This window comes from Mycobacterium sp. GA-2829, assembly GCF_001499965.1.
Taxonomy (GTDB): domain Bacteria; phylum Actinomycetota; class Actinomycetes; order Mycobacteriales; family Mycobacteriaceae; genus Mycobacterium.
Map to the genome: position 1 here is coordinate 1 of NZ_LQIT01000038.1, position 16,218 is coordinate 16,218.

Sequence of the window (16,218 nt, forward strand, 5' to 3'; positions counted from 1 at the left end):
CAACGCCGGTGAACCCGGCGGCCCCGCACCACCAGCAACCAGGGCGGCCTGACCGCCACACACCGCCGACACCACACACGGCACTTCGCCGCGCGGTGGGATTCCGGCTGCGCTGCCGTTGACCTACGAAATACGGGAGGTTCTAGGGCGTGGGTGGACGCTGCGACCGCCTCAACTGGAATCTGATGACTGTTGGGGGATTTCGCCCACACCAGAAAGCGTGGGATGTAACTACCCCGTCGACAAGTGGTTCAGGAGTGCACCGAGCCGGTGCCCCCACGACGGGAGGCCCGGTATCTCCGTGGACTACGCGCCGCCATCGTCGGCGACCACGGCGACGTCATCGACTTGCGAAAGCGGGCAGAGTCCTATGGGGCCAACCTCGCCGTCAACATCACCAAAACCCGTCCAGTGGATGGTCAGTGTCACCGACGCGACGGACTCTCGACACACCACCGCGGCTAGGCATACCGATCCTCGACCCAGCAGAGGGTGCGGCCCGGTTGGGCGAATCCATACGCGCAGCCGAACTCAAAGCCACTGAGCTCAATGTGAAATCGACCACCACGCCGCGCTACGCCAACAACGCGCCGACGAAGCCAATGTGTTCGGAAGACCGTCCTGGCGCCGCCGTGAATTACTTCACGACCCTGAACCAAACCCTGGTACGACGGAAGCCCGAGCGGACCGATGCTTCGAGCGGGAGTCGTATTCAGAGACCCCGGCGCGCTACGGTGGGCGATCATGCCGTTCTCGGCCGCGGGGCTCGGCCACACGGATTGCGAGCGCATCGTCAACGGCGCGCTCGCGCAACCCGTGCTCGCACTCAGCAGCCTCGCGTACGTCGCCGCCGGCGTCGTCGTCGCATGCTGGGCGATGCGGTGGCGGTCACCGCTGGCCGGCGCCGCCGCGGTGGCGCTCGTTGCCGTCGGGGTCGGCAGCGTCGCCTACCACGGGCCCCAGCCGTGGTGGGCCGGCCCCGCTCACGATGTGCCGATCCTCGCCCTGGTTCTGGTGTGTGCCGCCGTCCTCGTCCGGGGTTGGCGCCGATGGTCGGTGTGGGCACCGGCGGCCGGCGTCCTCGCGGTCGGACTCGCGGCCTACCTGGCGGGGCGCTCCGGTTCCCCGCAGTGCCGGCCGGACAGCGTGTGGCAGTTCCACGGTGTGTGGCATGTGCTCACCGCCGTGGCGGCCGTTTGGGCTGTGCGCGCGGTGGCGCCGAGGTCGTGTGGCACCGTGTCGCTGTGAGTTCCGATGCCCTGATGCAGGAGATGCTCGACGAGTTCGCGCTGCGAAAGCTCGTGCACCGCTACTGCCGCGCGGTCGACCGCGGCGACCTCGACGCACTGCGGGACCTGTACCACCCCGACGCCGAGGACGACCATGGTGCGTTCTCGGTGGGCTCCGTCGACAACCTCATCGAGGAGATCGCCGCCGCCAGGCCGCATCTGCGGGCGATGCAACACCACATCACCACGACGAACTTCGCGATCGACGGGGACACCGCCGAGGGTGAGATCTACAGCTTCGCCATCCACACGTTCGTCGCCAAGGGCCGCGATGTCGACGTCATGGTGAGCGGGCGGTACCTCGACAAGTACGAGAAGCGGGACGCGGCGTGGAAGTTCGTCGAGCGCAGGATTGTCACCGACTGGGCCGAGGTCAACGACCCGTCGCGTCTGGACGTCGGCCACCCCGTCACCCGCAGCACTCCCCGGGGCGCGCCCGACGCCACAGACCCTTCGTACCAATACTTTTCACTCCTCGGCAAGGACGCCTGATGCGTGCTGTCGTGTTCGAGGAGTTCGGCGGCGCGGTCGACGTACACACCGTCGCCGATCCGGCCCCGCCGGCGGACGGCGTCGTCGTCGAGGTGCATGCGACCGGGCTGTGCCGCAGCGACTGGCACGGGTGGGCGGGCCACGACGAGGGCATCACGCTCCCCCACGTGCCCGGCCACGAACTGGTCGGCGTCGTCGCGGCGGTGGGTGACGGCGTCGAGAAGTGGACCGCCGGCGACCGGGTCACGACACCGTTCGTCTGTGGCTGCGGCCGGTGCGAGTGGTGCCGCGACGGGCAGGCTCAGGTGTGTCCCAACCAGACGCAACCAGGGTTCACGCACTGGGGTTCGTTCGCCGAATACGTGGCCCTGCACGCCGCCGACGCCAACCTCGTTGCCGTCCCGGAATCGGTGGACGACGCGGCCGCCGCCGCCTTGGGTTGCCGGTTCGCCACCGCGTACCGGGCGTTGAGCGCCAGGGCGCGGTTGCGCGCCGGTGAATGGGTGACGGTCGTCGGGGCCGGCGGGGTCGGTCTGAGCGCGGTGCAGATCGCGGTCGCGTTCGGTGGTCGCGTGATCGCGGTGGACCGTTCGCCCGCGGCGCTCGAGTTGTCACGCGACCTCGGCGCCGAGCGGACGCTGCTCGCCGATGGTTCCGACGTCGCGGCGCAGGTCCACGAGATCACCGGTGGCGGAGCAGATGTCGCGATCGACGCGGTGGGGTCGCCGACGGCGTGTGCGGATGCGATACACAGCCTGCGGCGCCAGGGCCGTCACGTACAGGTCGGGCTGTTGCCGAATGTGACCGGCCATCCCGCGGTACCGATGGACCGGGTGATCGCCTGGGAACTCGACGTGCTGGGCAGTCATGGGATGGCCGCGGTCGACTACCCCGGCATGCTGGCCCTGATCGAGGCGGGCACCTTGCGGCCGCAGGCCCTCGTCGAACGCGTCGTGGGCCTCGCCGAGGGCGCCGCACTGCTGCCGTCGGTCGGCGAAGCGTCGCCGGTCGGCGTCACGCTGATCGACCCGCGGAGGCGGTGAAGGATTCAGCCTCCCGTGTCGAACTGCGCCAGTGCGAACACACACGACGACGCGACATGGTCACGCATCAGACGCTCCGCGAGGTCGCCGTCCTTGTCGGCGATCGCGGCGACGATCGCGTCGTGTTCGACCAGCGCCGTCTGGCTGCGTTCGGCGGGCGAGGTGTAGTTGGCGCGGAAACTGACCGTGAACGCGAGCACCTGACCGACCAGGGTCGCCAGGAAAGGGCTGCCCGCGGCATCGCTGACGGCGGTGTGGAAGGCGAGGTCGGCCATGGCCTGGTCGGCGGCCGAACCGCGGGTGTGCATCCGGCGCAGCCGCGTCTGCGCGTCCTCCATCGCCTCGAGCTGCTCGATGGTCGCGCGTTCGGAGGCCAGCCGGGCGGCGTGCGACTCCAGGAGTCCGCGCAGCCGGTAGATCTCCGCGACGTCCTCGTTGGTGATCCTGCGGACCGAGGCGCCCCGGTTGGGCACCACCTCGACCAGCCCTTCGCTCTGCAGGATGATCAGCGCTTCGCGCACCGGTGTCCGGCTGACCTGAAGACGCTCCGCGATCAGCCGTTCGGGCAGGCTCGCTCCTGCGGGCAGTTTCCCGGTGAAGATCTCCGAACGCAGGATCTGGGCGATGCCCTCACTCGTGCGCTGGGCAAGCGAGATGGTCGCGAGACCCGAGCCGTCCATCTGCCTCCTTGCACTCGAAGAACAGCGCATCTTATCCCGGCGTCGGTGCCGGCAGGGTGATCCGCCACCATGAAACGCCGGGTGCGGCACCGCGGCGTCGGCCGATCCCACCGCATCCGGTGAGCGAATGGTATGCCATTCGACCGGCGCCGGGCGGACAATCGGGCATCGGAACAACTCCAGTAACACGGTTGAGGCGGAATGGGTAGCCGTTTCCGCAGATTGGACCATATTCCGAGAACTTCGACGCGTCCGCTTGCGCGGAGGTATTTGAGATGGCATACATATATGCCATGCGATCTGAGCCTCATTCGGAGGCGACTGTGTCCGACGTCTACGACCGTGCCGGTTTCGGTCGGCGCGTCGTGCGAGGCGCGAAGCCGGCAGTCGTCGTCGTCGACCTGACCAACGGCTTCACCGACCGCACCCAGCCGACCGGAGCCGACCTCGACGATGTCGTGGCCCAGACCCGCCGGCTGCTCGACACCGCCCGCGGGGCGGGCATTCCCGTCTTCTTCACCACCATCGCCTTCGACCGCGGCCGTCTGGAGTCCTCGGCCTGGCTGCGCAAGGCGACCGGGATGGCGGCGCTGCTCGAGGGGTCGCCCCTCGTCGCCGTGGACACCCGGCTCGGGCAGCGGGACGACGAGGCGCTGATCACCAAACACGGTGCGTCCGCGTTCTTCGGCACCGACCTCGCCGCACTCCTGACCGCCAGGGGCGTAAACACGGTCGTGATCACCGGGGCGACGACGAGCGGCTGCGTGCGGGCCACTGCCGTCGACGCCGTCCAGTCCGGGTTCACCGTGCTGGTCCCCCGCGAATGCGTCGGCGACCGGGCCCGCGGACCGCACGAGGCCAATCTGTTCGACATCGACGAGAAGTACGGCGATGTCATCGACGTCGATGACGCCGTTCAGTACCTGCAGAGCCGTTCCGTGCGCGTCTCGTCCGGCGCGCATGCCTGAAACATCCGAAATCCCAACCTCAACCAGTGGAGCCGTCATGACAGCCATCAGCCCTGACCAGACCACGACCGATTCGTCGGACGCGCCCGCTGCAGCGGTGCCCGGGGTACGTTTCGCCAGCCCGTTCGCGGTGGCGACACCCGAGGGCGCCGAGGGCTGGGAGTCGATGTACCCCTACTACGCCCTGCTGAGCGAGGAGCGGCGGGCCGACGAGGACAGCCGGTTCTGGTTCTTCGACGGAATGCACAACCCGGAACCGATGTACCCGTTCGACACCATCGCCACCGAGAACTGGTGGGTCGCGGTGAGCCAGATGTCGACGCGGGTGTGGCCGATCCCCCTCGCGGGCGGCATCGACCACCGGATCATCAACGGCTACCTGTACATCAGCCCCACCGCGGTCACCGACCCCGACGAGATCGCAGCTCGCGCCGAGCATTTCGCGACCCGTGCCGGCCACTACTTCGAGAACTGGGATGAGATGTACGCCGCCTGGGAGGCCAAGGCGCGCGACTGCATCGCCCGACTGTCGGCGATCACCTTCGAACCGCTTCCCGAGATCGAGCCCCTGGACCGGGTTCTCGGCGGTCGTGGCCTCTATTCGACCTACGACCTGCTGACCGATTACAGCGCGCTGATCCACAGCTTCTTCGAGATCGGCTCGTATCACTTCGAGATGCTCAACCTCGGGTACGGCGCCTACCTCACCTTCCGCGAGTTCTGCCAGGCGGCCTTCCCCGGGATCAGCGATCAGACCATCGCCTCGATGGTGTCGGGCATCGACATCCTGCTGTTCCGTCCCGACGACGAACTGCGTTCGCTCGCCGCGCTCGCAGTGGAACTCGGTGTCGACGAAACCCTGCTGGGCGAGGACGATCCGGCCACCGTGCTGGCCGCTCTGGCCGATGCGCCGGGCGGGGCACGGTGGCTCGAGGCCTTCGAGACCGCCAAGGACCCGTGGTTCTGGTTCTCGACCGGCGCCGGCTACCAGCACAGCGACCGCGCCTGGATCGATGACCTGCGGTTGCCCTTCCAGGCGCTGCGGGGCTACGTCACCGCACTGCGCAACGGTGAGGACATCCGCCGTCCGCTCGAGCAGATCCTCGAGGAGCGGACCCGGGTCACCGCGGAGTACCGTTCCTACCTGCCCACCGACGCCGACCGGGAATCGTTCGACGGCCTGGTCGCGTTGGCCCGCAAGGTGTTTCCGTTCGTGGAGAACCACAACTTCTTCGTCGAGCACTGGCACCACTCGATGTTCTGGGACAAGGTCCGCGAACTCGGCCGGGTCTTCGTGGCGCACAACTTCTTCGACGACGAGGAAGACATCTTCTACCTGCACCGCAACGAGGTGTACTCCGCGCTCTACGACCTCAACATCGGGTGGGCCACGGGTATCGAGTCGCGCGGCGTCACCTACTGGCGCCCCGAGATCGCCCGCCGCCGCCGCATCCGCGACGTCCTCAAACAGCACCCGCCGGCCCCCGCACTGGGCGTGCCGCCGGAGTTCCTCACCGAGCCGCTGACGGTCATGCTCTGGGGCATCACGCCCGAGGCGATCGGCGACTGGCTGGGCACCGCCGACGCCGACGACACCGTGCTTCGTGGCGTGGCCGCGTCCCCCGGTAAGGCCGTCGGGCGGGCCCGCGTCATCCTCGACCCCGAACAGCTCCACGACGTCTGCGACGGCGAGGTGCTCATCTGCCGCATCACCGCGCCGAGCTGGGCGCCGGTGTTCTCCCGGCTGGCCGCGGCCGTCTCCGACGTCGGCGGCATCATGGCGCACACCGCCATCGTCTGCCGCGAGTACGGCCTGCCCTCCGTCGTGGGCACGGGCTTCGCCACCACCACCATCCGCACCGGACAACTCGTCGAGGTCGACGGCGACAAGGGCACCGTGCGGATCCTCGACGACACCGAAGAGGTGCAGGCATGACCGATTTCATCTTGTGGATCGACGCCCCAGGCGCCGCGGGTGACGCCCGCCTGGGCGGGAAGTTCGGCAGCCTCGCCGAGATGACGCAGGGCGGGTTCTGTGTGCCGCCGGGCTTCGGCATCACCACCGACGCGTACCGCCACTTCCTCGCCGGCTCCGGGCTCGCCGCGCAAGCCCGCGAGACACGCGCGGCCGCCGCCGCGACGGCCGATCTGGCCACCATCGAGAAGCTCAGTGCGGCAATGGCACAGAGCATCGCCGACGCCGAACTGCCCGCCGATCTCGAGGCCGCCATCCGGGAGGCGTACGCCGAGCTCTCGGCGCGCACCGGCGAGACCGATGTCCCGGTCGCGGTGCGGTCCAGCGGGGAGTCCGAGGACCTCGGCGGCGCCAGCTTCGCGGGCCAGTACGACACGTTCCTGTGGGTACGCGGCATCGACGACGTCCTGACCCACGTACGGCGTTGCTGGGCAGGCATGTTCGGATCCGCCGTGCTGACCTATCGCCCGCACGACACCGCCGACCTGACCGATCACGGAATCTGCGTCGGCATCCAGCAGATGGTCGCCTCCCGTTCCGCGGGGGTGATGTTCACGCTCGACCCGGTCACCGGTGATCGCTCCAAGGTGGTCATCGAGGGCTGCTGGGGTCTCGGCGAGGGCGTCGTCAGCGGCGCGATCACCCCCAGCCGCTACGTGGTCGACAAGGTCACCTTCGAACAGGTGTCGGCCGAGATCGCCGTGCAGGAGCAGATGTTCGCGCTCGATCCCACGACGTCGCTCCCCGGCCTCATCGAGGTGCTGTCGGACCGTCGCTCCGAGCCGTGCCTGCACCCGGAGGAGATCCGCGCACTGGTCGAACTGGCCAAGCGGATCGAGGCGCACCGCGGTGCGCCGCAGGACATCGAATGGGCGGTCGCCGACAACGGCGATGTCCGCGTGCTGCAGGTGCGCCCGGAGACAGTGTGGAGCAACCGTCCGACCGAGCAGCTCGTCGGCGCACCCACCACCGCGATCAGTGCGGTGCTGGCGCGCTTCGCGGGCGTCGGGGTCACCCGGAACGCGGGAGCACCACGCACGTGAAGCCGTCCCGCTTCGCCTATTACCGCCCCTCGAGCGTCGCGGAGGCCCTCACGACGCTGCAGGCCCACGACGGTGCGGCCCGGGTCCTCGCCGGCGGTCAGAGCCTGACACCGATGCTCAACATGCGGCTGTGGCGCCCCGACGCACTCGTCGACATCAACGACATTGACGACCTCGACCACATCGAGGCCGACGGTTCGCGAACCACTCTCGGCGCCTTGGTCCGCTACAGCACGGTCGAGCGGTCCGCTGTGCTCGCCGAACGGCTGCCTCTGCTGGTCGAGATGGTGGGCCACATCGGCGACCGGCAGGTCCGCAACCGCGGCACGGTGGGCGGCGCCCTCGTACACGCCGACCCGACCGGTGAGGTGCTGCTGGCGTGCCTGACCCTCGACGCCACCGTCGTCGTCGAGAGCCCGGCGGGCGCACGGCGCGTCCCGGTGACCGAGTTGTACGACGGCTCGTACTCCACCGTGCTGGCCGCCGATGAGATCGTGACCGCCGTCGAGTTCGACCGCTCCCTGACCCACCACGCATTCGGTGAGATCTGCCGCAAACACCACGATTTCGCGATCGTGAGTGTCGCGGTGTGCGGTGAGCTCGCGGCCGACGGCACCTGGCACGACGTACGGGTGGGACTCGGCGGGGTCGCCGACACCGCGCTGCGCCTCTCGGCGGCGGAAGCGCTTCTGTCCGGCTCCACACTGACCGACGAGGACATCGCCGCCGCGGCCGCGCTGGCGCACGAGGTCATCGATCCGCCCGACGACATCCGAGCCAGCGCCGACTACCGGCGCCACCTCACCCCGATCCAGATCGAGCGGGTCCTGCGCGAGATGCGCCACCGGGCCGCCGACACCCCCATCGACATCACGAGAGCAGGAGAGCAGTGAAGCTGCGCGAGGAGTTCGAGGTCTCCCAACCGGTCGCCGACGTGTGGTCGTTTCTCGACCGCCCGGAAGCGGTGGCCGGGTGCGTACCGGGCGTCGAGGCGCTGAGCGTGCTGACCCCGGACGACATCGACGTCCGGATCAAGCAGAGCGTCGGCCCGATGAACGCCACGTTCGCCGCGAGTGTCCGTATCACCGACCGTGATTCAGAGCGCCGCATGGCGTTCACCGCCGTCGGCAAGAGTGTGCGGGGGGCGGCAGGCAACGTGCGCGCCGACGTCGTCGTCGGTCTGCGCCCCAGCGCGACCGGCACCGTCGTCGACGTCGAAGGCGACGTCGCGCTCGCCGGTGCACTAGGCAGCGTCGGCCAGAAGGTGGTCGCCAAACAGGCCGGTAAGGTCACCGCGCAGTTCGCCCGCAACCTGGAATCGGCCCTCGGTGGTTCGACGCTGAGCGTGGGGAACGGATCCGCCGCCCGGCAGCCGGCGCCGCGCCCCGCAGAACTCCCGCCCGTCGACGACGCGGCGCCGCGCGGTGCGGCACCGGCCTCCGACGTGTGGGTCAAGGCCCTGGTGGCGCTCAACGCCGTTCAGGTGCTGCTGGCCACGCTGTTCCTGGTGCGAACACGAGGCGCACGGTGACGGCGCCGCAGCTGCGACCCGAGTTCGATTGGCTCGCATCCGAAGTCGTCCTCGACACCGAGGTGGAGACCGCGGCGGCAGAGTGGATCGCACCGTACAACCAGGTCGGCCATCTGATGCGGACGCGGGACTGGCTGGTGCACCTCACGCCCGAGGCGACGCTGGAGGCGCGACTGGCCGCCATGACCCACGACATCGAGCGGATGTTCCCGGGCGGGCCCGTGCTGGACTATGCACGCGGGGCCTGGGATGACCCCGCCTACCTGTACCCGCACCAACTCCGATCGGCGGCGTTCGTCGGCGACTGGTTGTCGTCGCACGACGGTGCCGGCGACGTCGACATCGACGAGGTGCGCCGTCTCGTCGGACTGCACGAGGTCGGCGGGCTCGGCCTGGCCGACGATGTCCAGGCCGCCGATTCGCTGTCCTTCCTGGAGACGCTGGCCGGTCTGGCCGGCGACTGGGTGCGGTCCGGCACCTGTTCGCGGGACGCCGCGATCGCCAAGCTCACCTACAGCGTCGACCGGATCCGGCTCGACCGGGCGCTCGAGCCGGCACACCACCTACTGGACTGGGCGATCGAACAGATCCCCGCAACCGAGAACACCGAGGTGACGTCATGATCAGCCCCCCGATCGCCGGACGACGGGTCTCCGTTCACGCCAACGGGATTCGTCACGAGGTTCTGCTGTACAACGAGGACGCCGCCGCGGACCTGTACTTCGTGCCCGGGATCACCAGCCCGGCCGTCACCGCCGACTTCATCGCCGTCCGGCTGGCCGATGCGGGTTACCGGGTGGCGGTCCCCGACGTACGTGGCCGCGGCGGCAGCGACGTCCCGGCATCCGGCGGCTACACGCTGGACGACTACGCCGCCGATGCCGACGGCGTGATCACCGAGCTCGGCATGAACCGTCCCGTGTTGATCGGTCATTCGATGGGCGCCCGCATCGTCGGCGCCCTGAGCCTGCGCCGTCCCGACTCCGAACCGGTGATCCTGGTCGACCCACCGGTATCCGGGCCCGGTCGCGACCCGTACCCCACCACCCGGGAGCAGTTCCTCACCCAGCTGCACGCGGCGCAGCGCGGCACCGACGCCGACGCCGTCCGCCGCTTCTACCCGAAGTGGTCGGAGCGGGAACTGCGGATCCGCGCGGAGCACCTCGCCAGCTGCGACGAGACCGCCGTGGTGGAGACCCACCGAGGTTTCGAGACCGAAAACTTCCACGAGATCTACGCCAAGCTCGGCGCACGGACGCTCCTGGTGCGCGGCGCGGAGAGCCCCGTCATCCCGGAAGCGGCGGCCCGTGAGCTGGCCGCGCTGCGCCCCGACATCGCGATCGAGCACGTCGCAGACGCCGGACACATGGTGCCGTGGGACAACCTGCCCGGCTTCCTCGACGCGATCCTGCCCGCCCTGACCGCCGCCTGAAAGGAAACGTCATGGACCAGAACCTGTTCAACGAGATCTGCCTGCAGCAGCTCAAGCTCTCCGCGGTCAACGAGAGCGAGACCGTGGCCATCCTCTCCCGCGGTCATGACCGTGCGGAGTACGCCGACGCCTTCCTCTGGGCGGCACAGAAGCTCGGCGCGGCGACCTACCACATGCGCCTGCCGTCGCCCGCCTCGGCGAGCGGCGCGTGGGCCGTCGGCGATTCGGGGCTGAGCACGAATCCGCTTGCGGTGGAGGCGCTCAAGGCCGCCGACATGGTCGTCGACCTGACCTTCCTGCTCTTCAGCAAGGAACAGTTCGCCATCCAGGGCGCGGGCACCCGCATCCTCACCGCGGTCGAACCCGCTCCGCTGCTCGCCCGCCTGATGCCGACGGTCGAACTGCGCGAACGCGTCGAGGTCGGCGCCGAGCTGCTCGCGAAGGCGCAGACCATGCGCATCACCAGCCCACACGGCACCGACGTGACCTACCAGCTCGGGCTCTACCCGACCTTGAGCGAGTACGGCTACACCGACGAGCCGGGACGCTGGGACCACTGGCCCGCCGCCTTCGTGTTCACCGGCGGCACTGACGAGGGCGTCGACGGCACGATCGTGCTCGCCCCCGGGGACGTCCTCCTGCCGTTCAACACCTACGTGCAGACGCCGGTGACGCTGACCATCGAGGCCGGCTTCATCCGCGACATCCGCGGTGGGCTCGATGCCGATCTGCTCAAGTCCTACATCGAATCCTTCGACGACCCGCGGGGTTACGGCATGTCCCACGTCGGTTGGGGCCTCGACGAGCGCGCCCACTGGCACGGGCTCACCCAGTTCGGCGGAGGCATGGGCATGGAGCTGCGGTCGTTCTACGGCAACGTGATGTTCTCGATCGGCCCGAACAACGAGCTCGGCGGACCCAACGACACCGCATGCCATTTCGACATCCCGATGCGGGGTTGCAGCCTTTACCTCGATGACGAGCTGATCGTCGACGCCGGCGAACTGACCGTCCCCGAGATGCGTCCGGCCGGGCGGCGATGACCGCCTCCATCCCCGAGACCACGGAGGCGACGATCCAGATCACGACCGTCGTCAACGACACCGAGTACACCGAGACCGTCCCGGTCCGGATGCATGTCGCGGACTTCCTGCGGCAACGCCTCGGCCTCACCGGCACCCACGTCGGGTGCGAACAGGGTGTGTGCGGGATGTGCACGGTGATCGTCGACGGCGAGGCGGTCAAGGGCTGCCTGATGTTGGCGTGTCAGCTCGACGGGCGCGCCGTGCGCACCGTCGAGGGGCTGGGCGGCGACGACCGGCTCGACGCGCTGCAGGAAGCGTTCAGCGCCCACCACGCGCTGCAGTGCGGTTTCTGCACGCCCGGATTCCTGATGACCACGACGGCGCTGTCGTATCAGGGCGGCTGCCCGGACCGGAACACGATCACCGAGGAGATCTCCGGGGTGCTGTGCCGGTGCACGGGTTACGCGCCCATCGTGGCGGCCATCGAGGATTACTTCGCCGACCGGAAGGACGAGTCTTCAGAATGACCGCCGTCGACGACCGTCGCACGACGGCCGACCACGCCGACACCCCCCGAGCGGGGGTGATCGGCACATCGGTTCGTCGTAAGGAGGATCCGCGCCTGCTGCGCGGCGACGGGCAGTTCACCGACGACATCGAACCCGCGCGCACGGTGTACATGGCGGTGGCGCGCTGCCCCTACCCGCATGCGCGGATCGGCTCGATCGACACCACGTCAGCGGCGAAACTGCCGGGCGTGCTGCACATCCTGACCGCCGACGACATCCGCGAGAGCACCGGCCCACTCACGGTGCTGCGGCCGGTCCCGGGCGCACCGGCACTGCCGTACTTCGCACTCGCCGACGGCGTCGCCACGCACGAGGGTCAGCCCGTCGTCAGCGTGGTGGCGACCAGCAGGCATGTCGCCGAGGACGCACTCGAACTCGTCGAGATCGGCTACGAACCGCTCCCCCACGTCGTCGACACCGTGCGGGCGCTCGACCCGTCGGCCCCGGTGCTGCAACCCGGCGTGCTCGACACCAATGTGCTCGCCACCCAGGTGGACCGCCGTGGCGATCCGGAGCAGCGGATGGCCGAGGCGACCCACGTGGTCAGCGGCCGGTTCCGGATCAACCGGGTCAGCCCGCTGCCGATGGAGCCCCGTGCGGTGCTGGCGCAGTGGCGGCCGGGCGCCCGGATGCTCACCGTGCACTGCTCGACCCAGGTCCCGCATCTGATCCGCAAGCAGCTCGCCGAGACGCTCCGCCTCGACGAGAGCGAGATCCGCACCGTCGCAAGCGATGTCGGCGGCGGGTTCGGCCAGAAGCTCGGGGTGTTCCCCGAGGACGTGCTCGCATGTGTGCACGCGATGGCGTTGCGACGCCCGGTGAAGTGGACCGAGGACCGGGGCGAACACTTCCGTGGGTCGACCCACGCTCGAGAGTCGGTGCACGACTACACGATCGGGGCGGACGCCTCGGGCCGCATCGTGGCGATGGTCAACCGGTACCTGACCGATCTCGGGGGGTGGAACTCACCGTTCGGGTCCGCTCAGCTGTCGAGCGTGGTCTTCAACGGTCCCTACGACGTGCACGACGGGTTGGTGGAGCGCCGGGTGGTGCTCACCAACAAGACGCCGGTGGGTGCCTATCGCGGATACGGGCAGCCGGAGGTGAACTTCGCCTACGAGCGGCTGATGGACAAGCTGGCCCGCGCCACCGGCGTCGATCCCGTCGAACTGCGGGCTCGCAACATGGTGACGCCGGCGCAGATGCCGTGGGAGAACCCGACGGGTGCGGTCTACGACAGCGGTGACTACGAACTCTGCCTGAGGATGGCCTCCGACGCCGTCGGGTGGCGCGACCATGCCGCACAACCACGCACCCCGCGCGCCGACGGCCGGATCGTCGGGATCGGCTTCTCCTCGTTCGTGGAACGGACCGGGTACGCGAGCGCGCGGTTCCTGGCCAAGCGCGGATCGCAGTTCGGCGCGCACGAGAGCGTCACCATGCGGGCCAACCGCTCCGGTGGGGTCGACGTCTACACCGGCGTCTCGACCATGGGCCAGAGCAGTGAGACCGCGTTCGCCCAGGTGGTCGCCGAGGTCACCGGAATCGGCTACGACCGGATCCGGGTGCATTCGGGTGACACGGCGTCGTCGCCGCTGAACACCGGCGCGTTCGCCTCGCGGACGATGATCGCGGCCGCGGGTGCGTTGCGGGAGGCCGGCGAGGCGTTCGCCGCCAAGACCCGCAGGCTCGCGGCGTTCGTGCTGGAGTGCGGCGTCGAGGACGTCTGCATCCGAGGCCGGGTGGCGTGCCTGGCGGACGGATCGGCCGAGGTTCCGCTCGCGGACCTGTTCCGGCGCGCGATCACCGGCCAGGGCATCCCGCACGACGAAGAGCCGGGACTGGAGACCACCTCGCACTTCGAACCGCTCGATGCGGCGTACTCGTTCGGCACCGCGGCCGCCGTCGTGGCCGTCGATCCGCAGACCGGGGAATTCGACGTCGAACGGTTCGTGATGGTGCACGACAGCGGCACGGTCGTGAACCCGGTCGTAGTGGAGGGGCAGGTGCGTGGCGCGCTCATGCAGGGTTTCGGCGCCGCGCTGTCCGAAGAGCTGCGCTACGACCAAGAGACCGGTCAGCTCGTCAACGGCTCGATGATGGACTATTTCGTGCCGACCGCATCGGACGCCACCCCGATTGAACTGCTCCACACCGAGATTCCCTCGCCGGTCACGCCATTCGGCATCCGTGGCGTCGGTGAGGTGGGCACCATCCCGCCCGGAGCCGCCATCGCCAACGCGGTATGCGACGCCCTGTCGGAATGGGATGTCGATCTGACCGCACTGCCCATCACGCCCGAGGCGGTGTGGCGCGCAATGGAGAACGCGCGCGCAACCACCTCGGGCACCTCAGGAAAGGACTTCCGATGACCGAAACCTCCTCGCGGATCGGGCTGATCGTGCCGAGCTCGAACACCACCATGGAGACCGAACTGCCGGAGTTGTTCCGTCGCCAGAACGCGGCAACCGGCCACCACTACACGTTCCATTCGGCCCGTGCGTCGATGCGCAACGTGAACACCGAGGAACTCCTCGCGATGGTCGGCAAGGCGGGTGACTGCGCACGCGCCCTGTCCGACGCTGACGTCGACGTGATCGCCTACGCCTGCCTGGTCGCGGTCATGGCGCAGGGCCCGGGGGCACACCGTGAATCCGAGGAGGTGATCGCGAAAGCGGCCGCCGACAACGGACATCCGGCGGCGGTGGTGAGCAGCGCCGGCGCGTTGGTCCGGAGCCTGGGAGCCCTGAACGCGCAGCGGGTCGCGATCGTCACGCCGTACGTGCCCGCGCTGACCAAGCTGGTGACCGACTACCTCGAGGGCGAAGGCATCTCGGTGCTCGACGCGGTGGCCCTCGGCGTCGACGACAACCTCGCGGTGGGCCGCCTCGACCCGTCGAACCTGCCCGGCCTCGCCCGCAATCTCAGCCGCGAGGGCGCCGACGCAATCGTGCTGTCCGCCTGCGTACAGATGCCGTCGCTCGCCTCGGTTCAGCTGGTCGAGGACGAACTCGGTCTGCCCGTCGTCTCCGCGGCGACCGCCACGGCCTACGAGACCCTCACCGCGCTCGGTCATCAGCCCGCGATAACCGGTGCCGGTTCCCTGCTGAGCGGCTCGGTCGCGGGCGGGAGCTCGCGAGCCTGACGGTCAGCGGTCGGATACGGCCACAACCACCTTGTCGCCGCGCCGCTCCGCGGCGGAGTGAAACGCCTTGGCGGCCTCTTCGAGCGGATGGCGTTCGCTGATCAGAGCATCCAGATCGATTCCGCTGGTGGCCAATTCGATCGCCCGGGGATAGGTGTCGTTCATCCGCCGCACCATCGCGAAGGTCAAGCCCTTGCGGCGGGCCGGTGCGGCCGGGAACGCCGACGTGTCCTGCGACGGGATACCGCCGAGTGCGATCCGTCCGCCGGGTCGGATCGCCGCGACGGCCGTCGCGATCGCGGCATCGGTTCCGGCCAGTTCCAGGACGACGTCGACGCCCCGGCCGCCGGTCTCCTCCGCGACGGCGGCCACGGCGTCATCGGGCGACCACACCTGGTCGGCGCCATTGCGTAGGGCGGTGTCTCGCCGGTGCTCCAGTGGTTCGGTGACGAACACGCGCCGCGCGCCGCTGCGCCGCGCCACCTGCAGCGCGAGCACCCCGATCGGACCCGCGCCGACCACCAGCACATCGGATCCGGGTCGGACGTGTCCGACTCGGGTCGCGTGGAGTGCGACGCCGAGTGGCTCCAGCAGCGCACCGGCGTCGTCGCTGACGTCGTCGGGCAGCGGGTGCAGCAGATGGTCCGGCCACACGAGGCGTTCCCGCAGCGCCCCGTCGAGGTCGCCGTGGCCGGCGAACCGCACTGCGGGGCAGAGGTTGTGGTGGCCGACCCGGCACATCTCGCACGATCTGCAGGCGATCGCGGGGTCGACGGCCACCCGTCTCCCGGCGTGCGGCCCGGACAGCGCCACCGCCGCGAACTCATGGCCGGGCACCACGGGGTGTTCGATGCGGTTCTCACCGATCCCGCCGTCGGTGAACCAGTGCAGGTCGGAGCCACAGATCCCGACCGAGGTGACGGCCAGCGCCGACCAGCCCGCCGGGGGCGGGCCAGGGTCGGACTCCAGCGCCACCCGCACATCTCCGACGCCATGCAGACGCGCTGCGATCATCGGTTCATCCTC

Annotated in this window: 16 protein-coding genes; 14 read left to right on the plus strand and 2 right to left on the minus strand. The window is 69.4% G+C overall.

Translation table 11 applies throughout. The features are described from left to right. Window positions 1-744: 744 nt before the first annotated feature. The 3 genes from AU194_RS21485 to AU194_RS21495 are packed head-to-tail and all read left to right on the plus strand — an operon-like array spanning window position 745 to window position 2,824. Window positions 745-1,248, plus strand: a complete 504-nt coding sequence (locus tag AU194_RS21485) for a hypothetical protein (RefSeq protein WP_059091296.1) — start codon at window positions 745-747, stop codon at window positions 1,246-1,248. Continuing rightward, entirely contained in the window at window positions 1,245-1,781 is a 537-nt protein-coding gene (locus AU194_RS21490; protein WP_369804184.1) for a nuclear transport factor 2 family protein, read from the plus strand. Before AU194_RS21485 ends, AU194_RS21490 begins: the two co-directional genes overlap by 4 nt. Further along, window positions 1,781-2,824: a zinc-dependent alcohol dehydrogenase family protein gene (locus AU194_RS21495; RefSeq protein ID WP_059091298.1), complete on the plus strand. Its 1,044-nt coding sequence runs from the start codon at window positions 1,781-1,783 to the stop codon at window positions 2,822-2,824. Before AU194_RS21490 ends, AU194_RS21495 begins: the two co-directional genes overlap by 1 nt. Before the next feature lie 5 nt (window positions 2,825-2,829). Here the strand turns inward: AU194_RS21495 and AU194_RS21500 are convergent, their stop codons facing one another. Beyond that, complete coding sequence (locus AU194_RS21500) at window positions 2,830-3,504, minus strand: GntR family transcriptional regulator (protein WP_059091299.1); 675 nt, start codon at window positions 3,502-3,504, stop codon at window positions 2,830-2,832. A gap of 293 nt (window positions 3,505-3,797) precedes the next feature. On the opposite strand from AU194_RS21500, the gene AU194_RS21505 reads away from it, so the two are divergent. From AU194_RS21505 to AU194_RS21555, 11 genes are read left to right on the plus strand one after another with little or no spacing between them, the layout of a single operon-like run. Beyond that, window positions 3,798-4,472, plus strand: a complete 675-nt coding sequence (locus tag AU194_RS21505; protein ID WP_059091338.1) for an isochorismatase family protein — start codon at window positions 3,798-3,800, stop codon at window positions 4,470-4,472. A gap of 37 nt (window positions 4,473-4,509) precedes the next feature. Continuing rightward, entirely contained in the window at window positions 4,510-6,408 is a 1,899-nt protein-coding gene (locus tag AU194_RS21510; RefSeq protein WP_197417702.1) for a PEP-utilizing enzyme, read from the plus strand. Further along, a complete protein-coding gene (locus AU194_RS21515; protein ID WP_059091300.1) occupies window positions 6,405-7,490 on the plus strand; it encodes a PEP/pyruvate-binding domain-containing protein in 1,086 nt (361 codons plus the stop codon). Before AU194_RS21510 ends, AU194_RS21515 begins: the two co-directional genes overlap by 4 nt. Further along, entirely contained in the window at window positions 7,487-8,383 is an 897-nt protein-coding gene (locus tag AU194_RS21520; RefSeq protein WP_059091301.1) for a xanthine dehydrogenase family protein subunit M, read from the plus strand. Before AU194_RS21515 ends, AU194_RS21520 begins: the two co-directional genes overlap by 4 nt. Beyond that, complete coding sequence (locus AU194_RS21525) at window positions 8,380-9,021, plus strand: CoxG family protein (RefSeq protein WP_059091302.1); 642 nt, start codon at window positions 8,380-8,382, stop codon at window positions 9,019-9,021. The genes AU194_RS21520 and AU194_RS21525 overlap by 4 nt, the downstream gene beginning before the upstream one ends. After that, on the plus strand, window positions 9,018-9,644 hold the full coding sequence (locus AU194_RS21530) for a hypothetical protein (RefSeq protein WP_059091303.1): 627 nt from the start codon (window positions 9,018-9,020) through the stop codon (window positions 9,642-9,644). Before AU194_RS21525 ends, AU194_RS21530 begins: the two co-directional genes overlap by 4 nt. Next, a complete protein-coding gene (locus tag AU194_RS21535) occupies window positions 9,641-10,453 on the plus strand; it encodes an alpha/beta fold hydrolase (RefSeq protein WP_059091304.1) in 813 nt (270 codons plus the stop codon). Before AU194_RS21530 ends, AU194_RS21535 begins: the two co-directional genes overlap by 4 nt. An 11-nt stretch (window positions 10,454-10,464) precedes the next feature. After that, entirely contained in the window at window positions 10,465-11,496 is a 1,032-nt protein-coding gene (locus tag AU194_RS21540) for a hypothetical protein (RefSeq protein WP_059091305.1), read from the plus strand. Continuing rightward, window positions 11,493-12,005 carry a (2Fe-2S)-binding protein gene (locus tag AU194_RS21545; RefSeq protein ID WP_059091306.1) on the plus strand — a complete coding sequence of 171 codons (513 nt, stop codon included), beginning with the start codon at window positions 11,493-11,495 and terminating at the stop codon, window positions 12,003-12,005. Before AU194_RS21540 ends, AU194_RS21545 begins: the two co-directional genes overlap by 4 nt. Next, window positions 12,002-14,419: a xanthine dehydrogenase family protein molybdopterin-binding subunit gene (locus tag AU194_RS21550; protein ID WP_059091307.1), complete on the plus strand. Its 2,418-nt coding sequence runs from the start codon at window positions 12,002-12,004 to the stop codon at window positions 14,417-14,419. The genes AU194_RS21545 and AU194_RS21550 overlap by 4 nt, the downstream gene beginning before the upstream one ends. Then, on the plus strand, window positions 14,416-15,192 hold the full coding sequence (locus AU194_RS21555) for an aspartate/glutamate racemase family protein (RefSeq protein ID WP_059091308.1): 777 nt from the start codon (window positions 14,416-14,418) through the stop codon (window positions 15,190-15,192). Before AU194_RS21550 ends, AU194_RS21555 begins: the two co-directional genes overlap by 4 nt. A 3-nt stretch (window positions 15,193-15,195) precedes the next feature. On the opposite strand, the gene AU194_RS21560 is transcribed toward AU194_RS21555, so the two are convergent. Then, a complete protein-coding gene (locus AU194_RS21560) occupies window positions 15,196-16,206 on the minus strand; it encodes a zinc-binding dehydrogenase (RefSeq protein WP_059091309.1) in 1,011 nt (336 codons plus the stop codon). Window positions 16,207-16,218 lie beyond the last annotated feature (12 nt).

Excerpts from the sequence above, each read along its gene's own strand:
- AU194_RS21555 (WP_059091308.1), top strand. The coding sequence starts at position 14,416 with ATGACCGAAACCTCCTCGCGGATCGGGCTGATCGTGCCGAGCTCGAAC.
- AU194_RS21535 (WP_059091304.1), top strand. The coding sequence starts at position 9,641 with ATGATCAGCCCCCCGATCGCCGGACGACGGGTCTCCGTTCACGCCAAC.
- AU194_RS21540 (WP_059091305.1), top strand. The coding sequence starts at position 10,465 with ATGGACCAGAACCTGTTCAACGAGATCTGCCTGCAGCAGCTCAAGCTC.
- AU194_RS21550 (WP_059091307.1), top strand. The coding sequence starts at position 12,002 with ATGACCGCCGTCGACGACCGTCGCACGACGGCCGACCACGCCGACACC.
- AU194_RS21510 (WP_197417702.1), top strand. The coding sequence starts at position 4,510 with ATGACAGCCATCAGCCCTGACCAGACCACGACCGATTCGTCGGACGCG.
- AU194_RS21545 (WP_059091306.1), top strand. The coding sequence starts at position 11,493 with ATGACCGCCTCCATCCCCGAGACCACGGAGGCGACGATCCAGATCACG.
- AU194_RS21505 (WP_059091338.1), top strand. The coding sequence starts at position 3,798 with ATGCGATCTGAGCCTCATTCGGAGGCGACTGTGTCCGACGTCTACGAC.
- AU194_RS21485 (WP_059091296.1), top strand. The coding sequence starts at position 745 with ATGCCGTTCTCGGCCGCGGGGCTCGGCCACACGGATTGCGAGCGCATC.
- AU194_RS21515 (WP_059091300.1), top strand. The coding sequence starts at position 6,405 with ATGACCGATTTCATCTTGTGGATCGACGCCCCAGGCGCCGCGGGTGAC.
- AU194_RS21500 (WP_059091299.1), bottom strand. The coding sequence starts at position 3,504 with ATGGACGGCTCGGGTCTCGCGACCATCTCGCTTGCCCAGCGCACGAGT.
- AU194_RS21560 (WP_059091309.1), bottom strand. The coding sequence starts at position 16,206 with ATGATCGCAGCGCGTCTGCATGGCGTCGGAGATGTGCGGGTGGCGCTG.
- AU194_RS21495 (WP_059091298.1), top strand. The coding sequence starts at position 1,781 with ATGCGTGCTGTCGTGTTCGAGGAGTTCGGCGGCGCGGTCGACGTACAC.